General features: G+C 67.2%; 22 protein-coding genes. 5 read left to right on the forward strand and 17 right to left on the reverse strand.

Annotated features, from left to right (window positions below; translation table 11 throughout):
• Positions 1-588 (reverse strand): nuclear transport factor 2 family protein, encoded by a 588-nt coding sequence (locus WD271_00910; protein ID MEX1006387.1) that lies wholly within the window; start codon positions 586-588, stop codon positions 1-3.
• Positions 589-659: 71 nt separating this feature from the next.
• On the opposite strand from WD271_00910, the gene WD271_00915 reads away from it, so the two are divergent.
• Entirely contained in the window at positions 660-1,973 is a 1,314-nt protein-coding gene (locus WD271_00915; protein ID MEX1006388.1) for an amidohydrolase family protein, read from the forward strand.
• 1 nt (position 1,974) lies between these two features.
• On the opposite strand, the gene WD271_00920 is transcribed toward WD271_00915, so the two are convergent.
• The 5 genes from WD271_00920 to WD271_00940 are packed head-to-tail and all read right to left on the reverse strand — an operon-like array spanning position 1,975 to position 6,987.
• The gene (locus WD271_00920) at positions 1,975-3,048 is read right to left on the reverse strand and encodes an amidohydrolase family protein (GenBank protein MEX1006389.1); all 1,074 of its coding nucleotides are present in this window, start codon (positions 3,046-3,048) and stop codon (positions 1,975-1,977) included.
• 19 nt (positions 3,049-3,067) lie between these two features.
• Entirely contained in the window at positions 3,068-3,778 is a 711-nt protein-coding gene (locus tag WD271_00925; protein MEX1006390.1) for a hypothetical protein, read from the reverse strand.
• A 12-nt stretch (positions 3,779-3,790) separates the two neighbouring features.
• Positions 3,791-5,257, reverse strand: coding sequence for a class I adenylate-forming enzyme family protein (locus WD271_00930; protein ID MEX1006391.1), 1,467 nt, complete (start codon positions 5,255-5,257; stop codon positions 3,791-3,793).
• Positions 5,258-5,268: 11 nt separating this feature from the next.
• A complete protein-coding gene (locus WD271_00935) occupies positions 5,269-5,982 on the reverse strand; it encodes a hypothetical protein (GenBank protein ID MEX1006392.1) in 714 nt (237 codons plus the stop codon).
• 12 nt (positions 5,983-5,994) lie between these two features.
• Entirely contained in the window at positions 5,995-6,987 is a 993-nt protein-coding gene (locus WD271_00940; protein ID MEX1006393.1) for an adenosine deaminase, read from the reverse strand.
• A gap of 32 nt (positions 6,988-7,019) precedes the next feature.
• On the opposite strand from WD271_00940, the gene WD271_00945 reads away from it, so the two are divergent.
• Both WD271_00945 and WD271_00950 read left to right on the forward strand, forming a co-directional pair.
• The gene (locus WD271_00945; protein MEX1006394.1) at positions 7,020-8,192 is read left to right on the forward strand and encodes a sulfotransferase; all 1,173 of its coding nucleotides are present in this window, start codon (positions 7,020-7,022) and stop codon (positions 8,190-8,192) included.
• Between the two features lie 9 nt (positions 8,193-8,201).
• Positions 8,202-9,239, forward strand: coding sequence for a hypothetical protein (locus WD271_00950; protein MEX1006395.1), 1,038 nt, complete (start codon positions 8,202-8,204; stop codon positions 9,237-9,239).
• Positions 9,240-9,261: 22 nt separating this feature from the next.
• Here WD271_00950 and WD271_00955 read toward each other — a convergent pair whose 3' ends face one another.
• From WD271_00955 to WD271_00970, 4 genes are all read right to left on the reverse strand, one after another.
• A complete protein-coding gene (locus WD271_00955) occupies positions 9,262-10,248 on the reverse strand; it encodes an acyl-CoA desaturase (GenBank protein MEX1006396.1) in 987 nt (328 codons plus the stop codon).
• A gap of 8 nt (positions 10,249-10,256) precedes the next feature.
• A complete protein-coding gene (locus WD271_00960; protein ID MEX1006397.1) occupies positions 10,257-10,520 on the reverse strand; it encodes a hypothetical protein in 264 nt (87 codons plus the stop codon).
• Positions 10,517-11,584, reverse strand: coding sequence for an NYN domain-containing protein (locus WD271_00965; protein ID MEX1006398.1), 1,068 nt, complete (start codon positions 11,582-11,584; stop codon positions 10,517-10,519). The genes WD271_00960 and WD271_00965 overlap by 4 nt, the downstream gene beginning before the upstream one ends.
• Before the next feature lie 232 nt (positions 11,585-11,816).
• Positions 11,817-12,704, reverse strand: coding sequence for a fatty acid desaturase (locus WD271_00970; protein MEX1006399.1), 888 nt, complete (start codon positions 12,702-12,704; stop codon positions 11,817-11,819).
• On the opposite strand from WD271_00970, the gene WD271_00975 reads away from it, so the two are divergent.
• Entirely contained in the window at positions 12,693-12,866 is a 174-nt protein-coding gene (locus tag WD271_00975) for a hypothetical protein (GenBank protein ID MEX1006400.1), read from the forward strand. The genes WD271_00970 and WD271_00975 overlap by 12 nt on opposite strands.
• 52 nt (positions 12,867-12,918) lie before the next feature.
• Here the strand turns inward: WD271_00975 and WD271_00980 are convergent, their stop codons facing one another.
• Entirely contained in the window at positions 12,919-13,833 is a 915-nt protein-coding gene (locus tag WD271_00980) for an SDR family NAD(P)-dependent oxidoreductase (GenBank protein MEX1006401.1), read from the reverse strand.
• A gap of 156 nt (positions 13,834-13,989) precedes the next feature.
• On the opposite strand from WD271_00980, the gene WD271_00985 reads away from it, so the two are divergent.
• Positions 13,990-14,124: a hypothetical protein gene (locus WD271_00985; GenBank protein ID MEX1006402.1), complete on the forward strand. Its 135-nt coding sequence runs from the start codon at positions 13,990-13,992 to the stop codon at positions 14,122-14,124.
• A 7-nt stretch (positions 14,125-14,131) separates the two neighbouring features.
• Here the strand turns inward: WD271_00985 and WD271_00990 are convergent, their stop codons facing one another.
• From WD271_00990 to WD271_01015, 6 genes are all read right to left on the reverse strand, one after another.
• On the reverse strand, positions 14,132-14,611 hold the full coding sequence (locus WD271_00990; protein ID MEX1006403.1) for a cytochrome c: 480 nt from the start codon (positions 14,609-14,611) through the stop codon (positions 14,132-14,134).
• Between the two features lies 1 nt (position 14,612).
• On the reverse strand, positions 14,613-15,107 hold the full coding sequence (locus tag WD271_00995) for a Rieske 2Fe-2S domain-containing protein (GenBank protein MEX1006404.1): 495 nt from the start codon (positions 15,105-15,107) through the stop codon (positions 14,613-14,615).
• A 100-nt stretch (positions 15,108-15,207) separates the two neighbouring features.
• On the reverse strand, positions 15,208-16,545 hold the full coding sequence (locus WD271_01000; GenBank protein ID MEX1006405.1) for a cytochrome b N-terminal domain-containing protein: 1,338 nt from the start codon (positions 16,543-16,545) through the stop codon (positions 15,208-15,210).
• Positions 16,538-18,352 (reverse strand): FAD-dependent oxidoreductase, encoded by a 1,815-nt coding sequence (locus WD271_01005; protein MEX1006406.1) that lies wholly within the window; start codon positions 18,350-18,352, stop codon positions 16,538-16,540. Before WD271_01005 ends, WD271_01000 begins: the two co-directional genes overlap by 8 nt.
• Positions 18,352-18,588, reverse strand: coding sequence for a hypothetical protein (locus tag WD271_01010; GenBank protein MEX1006407.1), 237 nt, complete (start codon positions 18,586-18,588; stop codon positions 18,352-18,354). Before WD271_01010 ends, WD271_01005 begins: the two co-directional genes overlap by 1 nt.
• Positions 18,588-19,052, reverse strand: a complete 465-nt coding sequence (locus WD271_01015; GenBank protein ID MEX1006408.1) for a sulfocyanin-like copper-binding protein — start codon at positions 19,050-19,052, stop codon at positions 18,588-18,590. The genes WD271_01010 and WD271_01015 overlap by 1 nt, the downstream gene beginning before the upstream one ends.
• Positions 19,053-19,148 lie beyond the last annotated feature (96 nt).

Consider the following 19,148-nt stretch of genomic DNA (forward strand, 5'->3'; position numbering starts at 1 on the left):
CTAGTGGGGCCCCGATCGCGAGCGCCTCGAGGGTTCCTTGATCACATCGAGCATGGCGAGGTACTCGTCGGGGAGTTCGTCGTCGGGGACCCTCTGGATGTCGGTGATGTCGCTGCTCGCGTAGCTGTCTTCGCCGACGAGCGCGCACGACTCGTCGAAGACCCACAGGATCACCGTCCGGTTGGCCACGAGGTAGTGGCCTTCGAGGTCGTCGATCGCGTACCCGCGCGCTCGCGCGACAGCTCCGGGGACGATGGCGCGCATCGCGTTCTCGGTGACAATGGTGTCGTCGTCGACCACGATGCGAAGCTTCCGAGACTCGAAGAACCCTGAGCCGGAAGCAACGAAATCGTCGTAGAACGCGCGTATCGCGTCGCGGCCTTTCGGCCCCACATCGCGACCCTGGCTCCAGAAGCGGTACTGGGGATCGGCACTCAGGGAGGCGATCAGAGCCTCCACGTCACCGACCGCCTCGGCCTTCCCGTGGTCGATCACGACCTGGAGCATCTGACGGTGGCGCGGGTTCGCCGTCGCTTCGAGGCGCGCTTCGAGGTCCTGCCATGTGACGCTCTGATCCCAGTCGCCCATATTGCGCTCCGGACGTGGCGTTGGCCCAAACTCTAAGCTGACGGGATCGCCGGGACACCTGGAGGTGTCACATGCAAGTGGAAGACCTGATCCTCGTCAGCGTCGACGACCACGTGGTCGAGCCGCCGTCTCTGAGCGGCTTCTTCGCCGAACATGTCCCGGCGAAGTACAAGGACCGCGTCCCTCGCGTCATTCGTCGGGAGAACGGCACCGACGCCTGGCTGATCGAAGGGAAGGAGATCGCCACGTTCGGTCTCAACGCCGTGCAGGGACGGCCACCCGAGCACTGGGGTCAGGACCCCGCGAGCTTCGATCAGGTCCGACCGGGTTGCTACGACGTGCACGAGCGGATTCGCGACATGAACGTGAACGGCGTGCTCGCGTCGATCAACTTCCCGTCGTGGCCGGGCCTCGGTGGACAGTTCTTCGCGGCCAGCGACGACAAGGACTACGTCGCCGCGATGATCCGCTCGTACAACGACTGGCACATCCACGAGTGGTGCGGCGCGTATCCGGGCCGGTTCATCCCGTTGGGACTCTCCGGCTTCATCCTCGGGGCCGACTGGATGGCCGGCGAGATCCGCCGCCTCGCCGACCAGGGCTGCCACGCAGTGTCGTTCCACGCCGAGCCGCACCGCTTCGGCATGCCCGACCACCACGGCGACGAGTGGGACCCGGCGTGGCAGGCATGCCAGGACACCGGGACCGTCATGGTGTTCCACTTCGGCGCGATGCCCAACTTCATGCCCCGCTCGCCGTTCGACGTGATCCCGCACTCGATGCCGTTCCAAACCGCGATCTTCGCGGCCGAGCTCCTCTGGTCACCGATCCTGCGCAAGTTCCCCACAGTGAGGCTCGCGCTCGCCGAGGGCGGGATCGGCTGGGTGCCCTACTTCCTCGAGAAGGCCGACTTCGTCTACGACCACCATCACCGTTGGACGGGTGCCGACTTCGGCGACAAGCTCCCGAGTCAGGTGTTCCGAGAGCACGTGCAAACGTGCTTCATCGACGACGACACCGGCCTCCGGAACCGCGACTTCATCGGCGTCGACACGATCACCTGGGAATGCGACTACCCGCACTCCGATTCCACCTGGCCACAGTCGCCCGAGGTGATGATGAAGATGGTGGCGGCGGCTCAGCTGTCCGACGACGACGTCCACAAGGTCACGTGGGAGAACGCGTGCCGCTGGTACCAGTTCGACCCGTTCGAGCACCGCACCCGCGAGGAGTGCACCGTCGGAGCGTTGCGCGCCCAGGCCGAAGACGTCGACACCACGCCGCGCGAATACGGCAACTTGGAGCATTCGCACGGCCTCGACCAGAACGCCAAGCAGTTCATGCAGGGCGGAAACTTCCTGTCGGGCGCGCCGACGCCCGAGTGACTCAGAGGTTGTAGAGCTCGACGGCGCTGTCGCCGCGAATGATGCGCTGCTGATCGGCGGTCAGCGTCTCGATCGCCTCGTTGAGCTCTGCGACGACTCCGGGGATCTTCGCGTCGGGATGCGGGTAGTCGCTGGCCCAGATGATGCGGTCGGCGCCGACGTGCTTCGAGTTGGCCGTGAACGGGAGCGCTTCCTCGTCGGGATCGAAGCTGATGTAGCACTGACGCTTGAAGATCTCCGACGGCGGGGTCGTCTGGTACCGGCTCCCGAACACTTCGAGGTGGTGGTCGAACCGCTCGAGCATCGGGGCAACCCAACCACCCGACCCTTCGAGGAACGCCACCTTCAAGTTGGGGAAGCGCTCACAGATCCCGCCACCCACGAACCACCCCATCGCCACCATGATGTCGAGCGCGTTGCCGAGACCCTGCCGAAGCATGAGCCCCTTGCTCGGGTTGCCGAAGGTGTCGTCGTCGAGCCCGAGCAGCTGCACGACATTCGGCATGTCGGGGAACGAAAACGGGTGCACGCCAAGAGGGCAACCCGCCGACGCGGCGGCCTCCCAGAACGGGTCGTACACGGGGTCGTGCAGCTTCTTGTTCTCGATGTACGGGGCCGGGCGGATCATCACCGCCTTGAAGCCCCGCTCCAGGCTCCGCTCCATCTCCTTCACCGCCGCGTGCGGGTCCTGGAGTGGAACGAGGCCGACACCGAAGAGCCGAGTGGGCGCGGCCCCGCAGTACTGCTCGAGCCAGTCGTTGTAGGCACGGCACACCACGCCCCACCGCTCCGGGTCGGGAACGAACGAGAGGCCGGGGGTTGTGGGGTAGAGCACGGCGATGTCGATGCCGTCGGCGTCCATGTCGACCAACCGGGCCAGGGGATCCCATCCGCCGGCGATCGTCTGGAGCGTCGGCGGACCCGAGCTCTCCATCGGGAACGGGTCGTCGCCGCCGGCTGCCGACATGGCCGCGAAGTCGGCGCCGATGCGCCCCATGATCTCTGTCATCAGGTCGGGAGGCAGCGTCAACTGCTCCTGCACATGGCCATCGGAGTCGATCACGGCGTTCGTCATCTCGTACCTCCTCGTGTACTCAAAACAGGGGTGACCACTTGCTCGTGCGCAGCAGCTTGCTCTCCCATTGGTCGCGGTACTCCAGCGATTCGTGCATATAGGTGCCCGGCTCGCGCATCTCGGGTGCGAGATCGTGCGTGAGGAGGTGCAACACCGTGGACGGGTCGGCGATCTTCTGCCACAGCATGGCCTCGCGGCGCAAGCCCGTTCCGTGCGCGACCTGGAAGCACGCTTGCACGTCGATCGTCACCGTGCCGGTGTTCTCGGCACGTTTGACGATCGGCTGGTAGTAGAGCTCGTCCCACATCGTGATGTAGTCGTCGATCGCCGAGTACGGCCAGCCGGTGTCTTCCATGAACAGCGACAGCTCGTGCTCGGCGCCGTCGCTCGCCACCTCTGCGAAGTCGACCTCTTGTATCGGTGACCAGTAGACCGGGAGCAACGTCTTGCCGGTCACGTCGTGCCGGTAGGTGTCGACCTCGCGCACCCAGTCTTGGAGATCACCCGATTGCAGCCGCCGGGCGAGACGCTCCCACGCATCCCCGTCGCGTACCGCGGTGATCGTCACCACCTGATACGACCCGCCACTGCCGTGCGCATGGTTCATGTACCACAGCAACCGAGCGTCGTCGTCCTTCGCGAGCGTCGGCATCCAGCCCTCGCGGAACGCGGCTTCGAACTCGTCTTCCTTCTTGCCGACGACCTTGTGGACCTCGTGCACGAACAACATGACGACCTCCTGCTACCCCTGGGGCAGCCGTGAAACGACGAGCTCGACGAGTTGTCGACGCACCACCTTGCCAGTGTCGCTGTACGGCAGGTCGTCGACGAACACGACGTGCTCGGGAAGCTTGTAGATCGCGAGGTGCTCTCGGCAGTAGGCCTTCACGTCGTCGGCTGTCATCGGAGCTCGGGCCACGATCGCGACACCGACCCGCTCCCCCATCTCCGAGTCGGGAATGCCGGCCGCCGCGACATCCGCGACCGCGGGATGCTCGCGCAGGACCGTCTCGATCTCGATCGGTCCGAACTTCTCCCCGCCGCGATTGATCGTGTCCGAGAGTCGACCACTGGGGTAGATATAGCAATCGGCGTCCTGCCGAGCGAGGTCGCCGGTGTGGAGCCAGCCGGGCCGCACGTTCTGGTCCGAGAGCACCCACAGCTCGCCGACGGCGCCGGTTGCCACGTCCTGCTCGGTGATCGGGTCGACGATGCGAATCTCGACGCCCGGCATCGCGCGGCCGACGGAACCGATCCGCTCCGGCGCGAAGTGATCGTCGGGCGTGAGCGTGGTGTAGGCGCCGAGCGTCTCGGTCTGCCCGAAGATGTTGGCGAACGCGACATCCGGCAGCGCGGCCATGGCCCGTTGTACGAGCTCGACCGGAGCCGCCGCGGCGCCGTAGTAGATGGCGCGCAGGTCGCTGAGGTCGGTCGTGGAGAAATCGGGATGAGCGAGGATGCGCTGGAGCATCGTCGGCACGAGGAACGCGGACGAAACTCGGTGCCGGGCTACGAGCCGGAGCCACTCGCCGGCGTCGAAGCGCGGCTGGATCACGGTGGTCCGGCCCGACTGCAATGCTCCGAGGAGCCCCAGCGATCCACCGACGTGGAAGATCGGGACGCACATCATGCCGATGACCGGCGGTGCGTCGGCGTCGAAGGGCAACGTCATGGTGCGCAACCGGCGCGAGAGCGTGCCCTGTGAGATCGGGATCGCCTTGGGGAGTCCGGTCGTGCCGCTCGTAAAGAGCACGAGCGCGTCGAGGTCGTCGTCCTCGACCGTGCCGGTGTGATCGGAGCCGGTGTGATCGGAACCGGTGTGATCGGAGCCGCCGGGAGTGAGGAGTTCGGCCGGCCCGAGCACCTCGCCGTCGACCGCTTGCTCGAGCGCGGCGCGGAAGGGGTCGCCCGCGACACCGATCGCCGCACAACCGGCCGTGCGGACGAGCTCGTGGAACTCGGACGGCTTCAGCTGCACGTTCATGAGCGCAGCGGCCGCGCCGACGCGTGGCGCGCCGAGGATCATGGCCGTCGACAGCAGCCCTCCCACGTCGACGACGGCGATGCGATCGCCGGGGCCGACCCCGCGCTCCGCCAGCACCGCCGCGCAGCGGGGCACGGCTGAATCGAGATCCGCGTACGTGTACTCGGCGTCACCGACCACGAGCGCGATCCGCACAGGATCCGCTGACACAACGCCTTCGAGCACGCGTGAGATGTTCAAAACAGCGGAGACCACGACGAGGTGCGCAACAACTTGCTCTCCCATTGGTCACGCAGCCGGAGGGCCTCGTGCATCCACGTACCCGGACCACGCACGTCGGCGGGGATGTCACGCGTCAGCAGTCCCAACAACCGCTCGGGATCGAGGATCCGCTGCATGAGCGTGACCTCTCGTCGCCGATGGGTGCCGAACGCCGGTTGGAACGCGGCCTCGATCTCGAGGAACGGCGGGTTCGCGGCGTCGCGATTCTCGTGGAGGGTCTTCGCGTAGAACGACCCCGAAGCCTCGATGTAGTCGAGGTACTTGCCCGCGAAGGGCCACATCGTGTCTTCCATGTACATCGTGAGCCCGTGCTCGGGGCCGTTGCTCGGGACATTCGCCAGATCCACGTCTTGCATGGGTGACCACGGGAGCGGGAGGAGCAGCTTCCCGTTCACGTCGTGGCGCAGCGCGTCGAGCTCGCGCATCCAGCTCTGGAGGTCGCCGCTTCTGATGCGGCGGGCCAAACGCTCCCACGCGGCTCCGTCGCGGACGCCGGTGATCGTGATCACGTTGTAGGACACGCCGCTGCCGACCGCGTGGTGCGCGTACCAGAGCAAGCGCGCGTCGTCGTCCTTCGCGAGCGTCGGCATCCAGCCGTCGCGAACCGCGGCTTCGAACGCGTCTTCCTTCGTACCGACGACCTGGTGGACTTCGTGGAGAAACAGCATCGGCGCCGAGTTTCACACGGCCCGGTCCAGGTCCGCCAAATGCTTCGCCTTCGCGGCGTCGTCGAGGAACGAGGCTTCGAAGCTGTTGCGTGCGAGCTGCACGAGATCGTCGTCCGAGAGATGCAAGGCGCTTTGGCTCGCGGAGAAGTTGTCGCCGATGTACCCGCCGAAATACGCAGGGTCGTCCGAGTTCACGGTGACGCACAGGCCTCGCTCCAACAGCCGGCGCAATGGATGGTCAGCGAGCGTGTCGACCACGCGCAGCCTCACGTTCGACAGCGGGCACACGGTCAGCGGGACACGCTCCTCCGCGAGCCGATCGACGAGGCCGGCATCTTCGACGCAACGCACCCCGTGATCGATGCGTTCGACCTTCAGGACATCGAGCGCCTGCCACATGTACTCCGGCGGGCCTTCCTCTCCCGCGTGAGCCACAGTGCGGAACCCCTCGGCGCGCGCCCAGTCGTACACGTGCGTGAACTTCTCGGGTGGATTGCCGATCTCGGACGAGTCCAGCCCGACGCCGGTGATGAACTCGCGGTACGGGAGGGCATGTTCGAGCGTCGTTACGGCTTCGTCTTCGGGAAGATGGCGCAAGAAGCACATGATGAGGCGCGAAGTGATGCCAAGTTCTCGCTCGGCCGCGCCCAGCGCCCGTTGGATCCCTTCGACGACCGTGCCGATCGAGATGCCGCGCGCGGTGTGGGTCTGCGGGTCGAAGAACATCTCTGCGTGCCGCACCCCCTGCGAGTGGGCTCGCCGCAGGTACGCAATCGTGAGGTCGTGGAAGTCGGCCTCCTTCACCAGCACCGCGCACGACTGGTAGTAGATGTCGAGGAACGACTGGAGGTCCGAGAACACGTACGCCCGCTTCACCGCCTCCACGTCGGCATACGGGAGTGGAATGCCGTTTCGACGGGCGAGCTCGAACATCAGGTCCGGTTCGAGCGTGCCTTCGATGTGGAGATGAAGCTCCGCCTTGGGGAGCGCCGCCACGTCGATCATGCGGGCAAGGTAACGTGCGCCGGGAGGTGGCCGTGGACGTTGACGAACTGCTTGCGGGAGCGGTGGAGCAGGCCGGTGTGAGCGACTGGGGTCCCGACGCCGAGGCCATGGTCGAAGGGCTGCGCGTGCTGGTGCAGTCTGCGAACGACGACGCCGGCCTCAGCGCCGAAGGCGAGATGGGGTTCGCGGGGACGATCGGGTCGTTGCTCACGAGGCGCCTCGAGGTCGAGGACTGGTACCGGCGCCATCCCGAGATCGACGACCAGGAGATCGAGTCGGTGTTGTTCGGGCTGGGCTTGCCCCGCACCGGTTCCACCGCGCTGAGCTACCTGCTCGCGCAGGACCGCGACGTGCGCTCGCTCCGGCAGTGGGAAGCAGGCCAGCCGACACCGCCGCCCGACCTCGCGACGGAGGATACCGACCCGCGGTTCCTCGCCGCCCAGCGCGCGATGGCGGGCATGAGCGGCCTGCCGTCGGAGCTGAAGTCGATGCTGCCGTCGTCGCCCGACGGCCCGGCCGAGTGCCTCGATCTCATGAGCATGACGTTCCGGTGCATGGCCCTCGACGTGATCGCGAAGACGCCGTCGTACGCGCAGTGGCTCTTCACGGAGTGCGACTTCGGCCCGGCGTACCGGTACCACCGTCGCGTGATCAAGCTGCTCCAATGGCACCGGCCGCCGTCGCGGTGGCGGCTGAAGACCCCCGCACACTTGCTCGGCATCGAAGCGCTGAACCGCGTGTATCCGGAGGCGCGTTTTGTGACCACGCACCGCGACGTCACGCGGGTGATCCCGTCGGTCGCGAGCGTCGAAACCGCGGTGGTACGCATGATGACCGGCAACCCCGACCCGCAGTACATCGGCAAACACTGTGCCGACACATGGGACATCTGCCTTCGCCGGTTCATCGCGTTCCGCGACCGCGTCGGCGAGGAGCGGTTCTACGACATCGCGTTCGACGAGCTCCAGACCGACCCCATCGGGACGATCCGCGGTCTGTACGAGTGGCTCGGTGAGGAGTTCACGGCGGCGACCGTCGACGCGATGGAGCAGTGGTGGAAGAACAACGAAGAGGAACGAGAGCAGGCCGGTCCGCACCGCTACCGCGCGGAAGACTTCGGCCTCGACACGGAGCAGTTAGCTGAACGGTTCGCCTACTACGGCGAACGATTCCCGATCGCGAAACCCCAAAACCGCGAGAAGTAGGAGCAAGTCATGACCATGGATCTCACCGGCGGGCTCCAACCGGAGCAGGACTACGTATTCGGCGAAGCGCCCGAGAACCCCGACATGCGCCAGGGCATGTCGTTGTGGATCAGCAACGACGACCCCGACCAAGGCTTCGGGTTCCCGCGCCTCGGCCTCGAGGCGGTCGCCTCGGAGTGGGAGAAGCCGGGCTTCTCGTTCCAGGCGGGCTGGCCCGACGGACGGATCCTCATCTCCGGTGGTAGCGGCGACCCGCGGAAGCCGGAGGGTCCTGCCGGTTACTCGTCGGTGATGGGCGCCGGCCCGTTCGAGATGCGGTGCGTCGAGCCGTTCCACCACTGGACCGCCGACTTCGCGGGAACGGTGCTCGACACCTCCGTCGAGGAGCGGGTGAACGGCACCGCCAACCGGTCGAACATGGTCGACGTCGAGCTCCACGTCGAGATGGACATGGCGGTCCCGCCATGGATCCAGGGAACGATGGGCGAAGCCGCCAAGCAGGCGTTGAGCAGTGACACCGTCGAGGCCGCGTTCATGGGCGGGTGGCGCTTCGAGCAGCTGTTCCGTGGAAGCGGTTCGTTCAAGGTGGGCTCAGAACCGGAACAGACCTTCTCGTGCACCGGGCTCCGGATCTTCCGGCAGGGTGTGCGTGACACCACCGGCTTCTGGGGACATTGCTGGCAGTCGGCGTTGTTCCCGAGTGGTCGGGCGTTCGGTTACATCGCGTACCCGCCACGGGAGGGTGGCCCTCCCACCTACGCCGAGTGTTACGTGTACGAGGGTGACGGCGAGCTCATTCCCGCCACGCTCGTGGAAGCGCCGTGGATGACGAAGTTCGTCCCGCACGGCGGCGTGGTCCCGTGCGTCCTCGAGTCCGAGATCGGCACCACCAAGATCGAGGGCGAGACCTTCCTGTCGGTGATCCACCGCAACATCGCCGACTTCCCGCCGCTCCACCAGGGCGGCGTGAAGTACACGTGGGACGGCGAAGACACCTACGGGATGATCGAGCGCTCCTACCCGTCCGACCAGATGGACTGGAGCTGAGCGCCTGGTGAGCACCCGAGGCTCAGCGGACCGGAAGCGGGCTCGGTCGAGCGACGCGACGGGCTGCGACCTGCACTGGATCTGGCCACCGCACATTGGTTGCCCAGCCGAGGCGCTCGAAGAGGCGGATCAGCACGGCGGAGCTGTCGAGTTGGTGACGCTCGACTCCGTGCCGCGCCGACCTCGGGAACGCGTGGTGCGCGTTGTGCCACGACTCGCCCATCGAGAAGAGTGCGAGGCCGGCCACGTTCCGGCTCTGGTCGTGTGACCGGAACGGTTGCCTGCCGAAGCGGTGGCACACCGAGTTGATCGCCCACGTGACGTTGTGGCTGAAACCGATCCGCAGGATGCCGGCCAACAGCAGTGCCCCGACCGCACCGGCGAGCGTCCCGTAGAGGACGTACCCGATCGCGAACGGCAACGCGAGGGTGGCAACACAGCACGGCACGAACAGCTTGTCGATGAAGACGAGGTCGGGGTCGGCGAGCAGGTCCGGCGCGAACTCCGTGCGCGAGGTCGGCTCGTTGGTGAAGCACCAGCCGATGTGCGCATGCCAGAGACCGCGCAACCCGCCGACGGCTTGATCGCCCTGCACCCACGGCGAGTGCGGATCACCGGCCCGGTCGGAATACCGGTGATGCCGGCGATGGTCGGCGACCCACCCGATCATCGACCCCTGGAACGACATCGATCCCGCGATCGCCAGCGCGATCTTCAACGGTCGTTTCGCTACGAAGCTGCGGTGTGTGAACAGACGGTGGAAGCCGACGGTCACCGCATGCCCGATCACGACGACGAAGGCCACGGCCAGCGCGATGTTCCACCAGCGCACCGGACCGCCCGTGCCTCGGAAGATGACGAACAGCAACAACACCGGAGGGCCGAACGCGACGACGGCACTCAGGACGCGGCTGTAGAAAGGAGGGGTATAGGGAGCGGACGGCGGTGCGTCACCGACCTGATCCGTCGCGTCGGACTCCGACAGAGAGTGCGCGTGAATCGTCTGCATCCGACACGCTACCTTCTGCGAGGCGGCGGATTGAACCGCTTGGTCCCGACGAGTCGGGCGGAACCATCCGGCAGCGCTTCGACGTTGGCCTGGCACTGCCACCCGGGTCGCGGCTGGTCGAGCAGCGTGGCCGTCAGTTCGCCCGGCGCGAAGCTCGACGCAGGCCGGGCGACTTCGAGCTCGCCCACCCAGCGGCGTGCATCGACGTCGGCGATGGTCACGGTCACTTCGACCGCGCCGAGGTGGACCCTGCCGGAGTACGGAGTGCTCACGGCGCGAGACGCAGGAGGTAGTCGTCGGCCGCCTCGTCGAACTCCATCTCGATGACGCCGCGCGCTCGCGCCGCCTTGCAGAACTGGAGGAAGCCGCCGTATCCAAAACGCTTCTCGCTGAAGTCGACCTGTTGCTTTCGCATCTCGGTCTTGAGACCTGAGAGATGCGGAGGCCCCGCTTTCGTCGTGAGCCGCTCGACGGTCGCGCGCAACAGCGCGAACGCGGCGTCCTGATCGCGGGCGTGCGAGGGGAAGCGCACCTCCGGATCCCCCTGCGCGGACCCCTCGCTCAGCTCCACGACGCCGTTGTCGGCTACATGGCGGAGGAGCTCGCCGAACCCACGGAAGCCATAGTTCGCCTCGTTGAACGTAGGGTCCTTGCGGAGGATCGTGCGCTTCAGGCTCGACGCGAGCACGGGGCCGTTCGTGCTGCGCTCGAGACCGGCGAGCGTCTGCGTGACGAGCACGCCGAGGTCGGGATCCTCGGCACCGACGACCGTCGCCTTCTCGACGACAGCATCCTCGACCGGTCGCGCGGGCGGGCGGCGCGGCGCGCGCGCGGCGCGCGCGCGCGGCCTTGCCGGTTCGACGCCTTCGAGGCGTTCGTAGAACAGGAACTCGTCGCACGCCGGCGGGAGCAAGGCCGACGTTGATGCTTCGATGCCGATGCCGATGACGCGTCGATTGAGTTCCCGCAGCTTGTGAACGAGCGGCGTGAAATCACTGTCGCCGGTGCCGAGCACGAACGTGGTGATGTAGTCACGCTCGAAGGACAGCTCGACCGCGTCGACGGCCATCTTGATGTCGGCCGCGTTCTTCCGTGTCGCGCCCATCCGCTGCGGGATCTCGATGAGCTCGACCTGATGACGCGTGAGCATGCGTCGGTCGTCGTCGAACGCCGACCAATCGGCATAGGCCCGGCGAACGACGACGCGCCCACGCTCCGCGAGAGCATCAGCGATCGGTCGGAAGTCGAAGGGCTGACTGCCCAACGCCTCCCGTGCTCCGATCGCCAGGTTCTCGTAATCCAGGAACAGCGCGATGCGTTCCTCGTCCTGGGTCACTTAGGCGACGTCAGGACGCACCGAAACCGCGTGCCGACTGGTTCTTCTCGTGCTTCGCGGCGCGCTTCTCTTTCAACGACTTCCCGGGCTTCTTGGCATTCGGTTTCTTCGGAGACTTGTCTCCCATAGCGACGACTCCTTCGATATGGACGATGTCGAGTGTACGGGCATCCGATCGTCCGGCACGCGATTGCTCAGGGTGCCCGACACAGTCGCGGGCCCGGGTTCCACTTCACGAGCGCGGAATGCGGCGAGCGTCGAGCCGCGCGGCATCGGGCCACCGGACGTGCTTCGCCCAGCCGAGGCGTTCGAACGCTCGGATCGCCACCGCCGAGCTGTCGAGTTGGTGCCGGTCGACGCCATGGCGAGCCAGGTTCGGGAACGCGTGATGAGCGTTGTGCCACGACTCCCCCATCGACAGCAACGCGAGGGGCGCCAGGTTCGTGCTGGCGTCCTTCGTCCGGAACGGACGCGACCCGAACATGTGGCAGAGGGAGTTCGTCGACCACGTGACGTGATGCAGGAGCGCGATGCGAAAGACGCCTGCCCAGAGGAGCGCGCCGAACGCGGCGCCCCAGCTTCCCCCGATTCCGTAGCCGAGCGCGAAGGGCAACAACAGTGTGGCAACGCAGCACGGGACGAAGAGATGGTCGATGACGACAAGGTCGCGATCCGCGAGCAGATCCGACGCGTACTTCTCACGGACTGTGCCCTCGCGCTTGAAGAACCAGCCGATGTGAGCTTGGAACAGCCCGCGGGCGCGGCCGAATCTCTGCGACGCCGGGCGAACCGGCGAGTGCGGATCGCCGTCGCGGTCGGTGAACATGTGGTGTCGACGATGTTCCGCGACCCACCCGATCAGCGATCCCTGGAACGACATCGAACCCGCGATCGCCAAAGCGATCTTCAGCGGTCGGGACGCTTCGAAGCTGCGATGCGTGAAGAGACGATGGAACCCGATCGTGACACCGTGTCCGATGATCAGGTACAGCACAGCCGCGATAGCGATGTTGCGCCACGCGAACCTGGCGCCACCAAGGAAGCCCGCGACCACGAGCGAGAGTGCGACAAGAGGTGCGAGCACCATGACGGCCGTGGGGATCCGTTGATGCCACGGCACGCGACCCGACGGTGTCCCAGGCTCGGGCGGCGCGGCCGCACCGGCGACAAGATGAGCGGGGGACTCTGCGAGCGCTGCGTGCTCGGCTTCGATCTGCATTGCAACCTCGGGGTCGTCGAGTGGCACACCACCGAGGTCCGGAGCAGTGAGCGGGGGATCTAGCCCAAACGCGGGAAGAGCCCCGACCGTAGCACCGCGCGAGCCGGCGAACTGATCAGCCGAAGAGCTGCTCGCGCACGCGGTCGAGACGCTCCAGCGTCCACTCGCCTTCGATCGACGCGCGTGCGACCGGTCGCCAGCCCTCCCACACGTTGAGCCGCTCGCCGGTGACTTCCACGACCTGGCCGGTGATGCCGGCGGCCCGCGGCGACACCAGCCAGGTCACCAGCGCGGCGACGTGCTCAGGCGCGAGCGCATCCGGCGGGTGCCCGGCGAAGATCGGAGTTTCGTGCAACTCCTCGGTCATCCGTGTCATGGCCAACGGCGCGATGGCGTTGCACCGCACCCCGTAGGGAGCGAGCTCGGATGCGAGCACCGTGGTCATCGCCGCGATCCCGGCTTTCGCTGCCGCGTAGTTCACGTGCCCGGGCGCGCCGCGGAGCCCGTTGACCGACGTCGTGAACACGACCGCTGCGTCGACGGGCGCATCGACGCGCTTCGATTCGTCGCGCCAGTGCTCGGCCGCGAAGCGCGTCGCCGTGAACGATCCGGTCAAGTGGATCTTCGTGACCAAGTCCCAGTCGTCCTCCGACATGTTGAAGCTCATGCGCGGGCGAGCGATGCCCGCGTTGTTGACGAGGATGTCGAGGCGGCCGAACGCGTCGAGCGCTGTGGCAACGAGGCGACGACCGGTCGCCCATTCAGTCACGTCGCCCGTGTCGGCAACCGCGTTGCCACCCGCCGCGCGGATCTCCTCGACGACGACTTCTGCCGGCGCGGAGTCCGCATTCTCGCCGACGAGCGTTCCCCCGAAGTCGTTGACGACGACACTCGCACCCTCAGCGGCGAGCCGGCGCGCCTCCGCTCGGCCGATCCCGCGTCCGCCACCGGTCACGATGGCCACCTTGCCGTCGAGCGAGCCATCGTTGATGCCACCCTGCAATACCGAGGTGAGCTCCACAGGTCCCATCATCGAATGGTCTCCCCGCCCGCGCAACCCGCGTTTTTTCGCGCGTCATATGGAACAGTTCCGGTACAGATGACGAGCGATTTCAGAGTGGTCGCTGCCGTTCGCGTCGGTCGACGTGTTGAGCATGCGCGGCACGCCCGGGGAGTCCAAACGCGAGTGGCTGATGCGCTACCTCGGCCGTTTGACGCCGGGCTCCATCTGCTCGTGTCGCACGGCGCGACCGACGACCGGTACCACCGCGCGCTCGGAGTGAACGACTGCGAGCCGGGTATCCCGGCGAGCAGTGAGTGACCCATGGTCAAGGCGCAGTCGCGCCGGTGCGCCAGTCGGGGATGCTCGGCGCGTGCTTCTCGAGTAACCGCAGGTACGTGACGAGCTGGCGGACCTGCTCGTCGGTCATGGTTCCGCCGAAGTCGATGCCCCACGCCGACATCTCCGTGCCCGAGACCCCACCCGAGGTCAGCGCGTGGATCTGCTCGTCCGAGGTGTTCTCGAGGAACTCCTTGGAGTGAAGGGTGGGCGCGTCGCCGCCGCCGCTGCCGTTGTCGCCATGGCATTCGGCGCAATTGTTCGCGAACAACTCCTTGCCGAGCTTCGTATAGGTCGCGCGTTGGGAGCTCGCCGCGTCGGCTCGCAACGACGGCTCCCGAACCCGGTAGGCCACGAATCCGGCGACGAGCACGAACATGAAGACGAGGCCCATCACCAGATACCGGTTGAGGGTCCGCTCGAGCGCTTCCGGCTCAAACGGGCCCGGCCGCGGTCGCTCGCGTGGCACGTCACCCCCCCTTCACGCAGTTCGGGCCCTTGGCGGGCGTGAGGTACTTCTTGGCACCCTGGTCGGGTCCGGCCTCGAGCGTGCCGGTATCGACGACGACCACGCCGCCCTGCACGTCGGTCGGGTAACGATCCATCCCGCGGGGCGACGGCCCGGTGATCCACTCGCCCCCGAGGTCGAAGATCGAACCGTGACAGGGACACTCGAAGCGTCCCGAGCTCTCACAGAAGGGCACCTGGCAGCCGAGATGGGGGCACTTCTGGGACAGTGCGAACAGATCGCCCTTCGCGCTCGTCACGTAGAGGCGCCCTTCGGGGAAGTAGGTGGCCGTGCCCCGCTCGAAGTCCTTCGCCCGTCCCAGCTTCAGCTTGCCGCCCCCGGCCGCGCTCGCGAGCGGGCGCAACGCCTCGTAGGTGGTGTAGCCGGCCGCGCCGATCAGGAAGATGCCGCCCACCTTCCAGAGATCGACGAGGAACTGCCGCCTGCTGCGCGCCATGTCGGGCCTCCTGACTATGGGTCGCTCTCTGCGAGCCGGGATACCCGGCTCGCAACCGTTCGCTCCTGACTATGGGTCGCTCTCTGCGAGCCGCTTCTACCTAGAACTCGACGTACCAGTGGGTCCACGGGGCGACGAAACGCCAGCCCGGACCTCGGAAGAACGTGCCGACCACCGTGAGCACTACCGCGGTCGCCAGCAGCCCGGTGAAGAGGAGCACCGCCACCTTGCGGTTGCGGGCCTCCGTCGCGGGGTTGTGGTCGATGTACGGGAGCAGCACGAGCACCAGCACGATGCCCAGGGGAACGAGGACGCCGGCGACCAGCGGGTCGAAGCGCGAGAGCAACTCCTGCAGCGCCGAGAAGTACCACGGCGCCTTCGAGGGCTCGGGGGTCACGTTCGGGTTTGCGAGCCCCCGGAGTGGCGCCACGAAGGCCACGCCCATCGCGAGCGCGACGGCCGCCACCCCGAGCGCGACGACCACGTGCCGCGCGACCAGGTGAGGCCAGCTGAAGACCGTGTCGTCGACCGGACGATCTTCGGCCGTCACGGACTCGCGGTCGACCACACCGAGCAGCCGCGTCCGCCCTTCGTACAGCGCGGCGGGCGCGCCCAGGGCAGGCACGCCCACAGCAGGCCGGGCGGTTGCTTCCTCCTCGAACGCACCTGCACTCGAACGCGTCACCGCGAACCCGTCTTTGCGGACCCGCCAGATGTGGACCGCGAGCACGAGGATGAGCAACCCGGGCAGCACCGCGACGTGGAGCGCGTAGAAGCGCAGCAGCGTGCTCGCCCCGATCTGGTCGCCACCGATGAGCAGGTCCTGCAGCGTTCCGCCCAGCACGGGCACGTAATGAACCAGGTTCGTGCCCACAGTCACGGCCCAGTAGCTCAGTTGGTCCCAGGGCAAGAGGTATCCGGTGAAGGACAGACCGAGGGTGAGCAGCAACAGCATCACGCCGATCACCCAGTTGAACTGGCGCGGGCGCTTGTACGCGCCGGCGTAGAAGACGCGCACGAGATGCAGCACGATGACCAGCACCATGAGATGCGCCGACCAGCGATGCACGTTACGGATGAGCTGGCCGAAGCCGACTCCGGTCTTCAGGTGCTGCATGTCGCCGTACGCGGCCGTCGGCGACGGCGTGTAGAAGAACATCAGGTACACGCCCGTGGCGACCAGGATCCCGAACAGCACCGCGGCGATGAACCCGAGCCGGAACGAGTAGCGCAGCCGCAACACCCGGGCCGGAATCTTGACCGGGTACACGTGGAGGAAGAAGTTGCTGAACGACTGGAGCGCGCGTCCGCGCGGGGTGTCGAGCTGCGGGTGACGGAACATCGACCGCCACAGCTCACTGCGCTGCATCCTCCCCATCAGGCCGTGCGCGGGCGTGGCAACCTCGGGCTCGAGCGCGTCGCGCGTCGGCTCAGGCACGCACGACCTCCCTCGCGTAGACCATCGACAACGCGCCGGGCGGACAGCGGTTCACGCACAGCGCACAACGGATGCAGCGGTCTTCTTCGAGCAGCAAGGCAGACTGCATCTCGGCGCCGGCACCGACGCGGTCGGCTCGCACGATCGTGATGCAGTCGGTGGGGCAGATGTCGACGCAGAGGCCACACAGGATGCAGAGCGCGGGGTCGAGCATGATGTTGTCGAAGCAGCGCAGGCAACGCAGCGACTCGAGCGTGGCGTCGGTTTCGTCGAAGCCCACCTCGACCTCGGCGAAGCCGATGCGACGATCGGTGGGCGTCGTGGGCACGTCGACGCGAGGAATGGCGTCGTAGCCGCTGTCGAGACGGCGAAAGCCCGGACGGATGCTGATCTCGATCGCGAGCGCGAGCGGCGACGCGGGACGCGCGTCGCCGAGCGCAGCGTGGATCGCGGCCGCCGCGCGCTTCCCGTCGGCGATCGCGTCGATGAGGTTGCGCGGCCCCTTGGCAACGTCGCCGCCGGCCCAGATCTTGGGATGCGACGTTTGGAGCGTGATCGGGTCCACGCGCACGGTGCCCTGCGGGGTCTGCTCGAGGGCGACCTCTCCGAGCAGGCTCAGGTCGGCGGCCTGGCCGACGGCGAGGATGACCGAGTCGGCGGGCAGGACCTCCTCGGTGCCGGGGAGGAACGTCGGCGCGAAGCGGCCTTCGCGATCGAAGACGGACTCGACGACGATCGTCTCGAGCCCCCGTACCCGATCGCCGCCCACGAAGCGATGCGGCCCTCGCCGGTACAGGATCGTGATGCCCTCGCGCTCCGCTTCGGCGATCTCTTCGGGATCGGCCGGCATCTCCTCGGGCGATTCGAGCGCGATCACCGTTACCTCGAGCACACCGGCGCGTCGCGCGGCACGCGCCACGTCGAGGGTGGTCGTCATTGCCCGGCGTGCGTCCTCGAGCGAGGGACCGGGCACGGACGCCGGCTCTGACGCGGAGCCGTCGGCAGCGGCGCGGAGCGCCGTGCGCGCGGCGTCGAACGCGACATTGCCGCCACCTACCACGACGACACGCTCGCCGAGATCGACCCGGAAGCCCTGGTTCACGTTGAGCAGGTACTCGATCGCACGGAGCACGCCGTCGAGGTCGTGTCCGGGCAGATCGAGGCTGCGAGCGCGGCCGGTGCCCACCGCGAGGAAGAGCGCGCCGTGCCGGTCGAGGAGCTCGGTCAGGCTCGCGTCGGTGCCCACGCGAAAGCCGGGGCGGGTGTCGACGCCGAGTTCGAGGATCGCGCCGATCTCACGGGCGATCACGCCTCGGGGCAGTCGGTACTCGGGTATCCCGAGCACCATCATCCCGCCGAGCCGCTCGTTGGCCTCGTACACGGTGACCGGATGACCGGCGAGGCGAAGATCGTGCGCGGCCGCCAGACCGGCGGGGCCGCCGCCGATCACGCCGACCGACGGTCCGGTCGCGGGCGGCACCGGGCCGTGTGCCTCGTGCCAAACGGCGTTGGCGGCGAAGCTCTCGACCCCGAAGCGCTCGGTCACGAACCGCTTGAGCGCACGGATGGAGATCGGCGCGTCGACCGTGCCACGCCGGCACGCGGTCTCGCAGGGCGCCGCGCAGACGCGACCACAGATCGACGCGAACGGATTCGGAGCCCGCGCGATCAGGTAGGCATCCCGGTAACGGCCCTCCGCGATCGCGGTGACGTAACCACCCGCGTCGGTGCGGACCGGGCACGCCGCGCGACAGGGTTCGTTCTCCCACAACCACTGCGCGTCAGGCACGCGCGGTTCGCCGGGCATCAGATCACGCGCCGTGCCTGCAGTCGCCGCAACACCCACGCGAACGCGACGAACACAACGACGAACGACGTTGTGACGACGGCGACACGCCCGTTTCGCGACAGTCCCGTCAGATGCGTGAGCAGCCAATTGGGCACGAACACCAAGAGCACCGCCCCGGCGACGAGGATGACCGCGGCAGATACGAGCGCTCGTCCCCAGCCGATCGTTGTCGCGCTGCTCGAACGCGCGGCCATCAGGTAACCGTAAACGCTGCGCGCATCCCCATGTCGTAATGCTTGGCGATGTTGCAGCCGACTACGTACTTGCCCTTCTTGAGCGTGAGCGTCTTGGACTTCGTCTTGCCTTTGGGGACGTCCTCGACCTCGCCGACGCTCTTCGCCTCGCTGACCTTGTGGGTCTTGGAGTTCACCGGCAGCTTGTCGTACGCGGTGTTGGTCTTCAGCACCACCATCTCGTGAATGATCGTGCCGTTGTTCGTCACCGTGAACTTCACCTTGCCCGCCGGCGCGGACGTGGGGGTCACCGTCATCGTCATCGGGCCTTTGACGCCCGCGGTGTCGCCGACCTCCACTTTTACCGTCGTGACGGCCGTCGAGGCCGAAGCCACGCGGTACGGCCGCGCGAAAGCACTCGCCGGAGCGACGAGCAACAGTGCGACGATCGTGATCAGCGCGATTCCAACTCCGCGCGTCGCCACCCTTCGGATTCGAGTCACGCAGTCCACCTCTCAAACTCGAGCCGCGATCCAAGAAGCGCCGCGACCGCATGGGCTGCCGCAAAGCAGCACCTACCG

The organism is Acidimicrobiia bacterium (assembly GCA_040880805.1).
GTDB lineage: Bacteria > Actinomycetota > Acidimicrobiia > IMCC26256 > DASPTH01 > DASPTH01.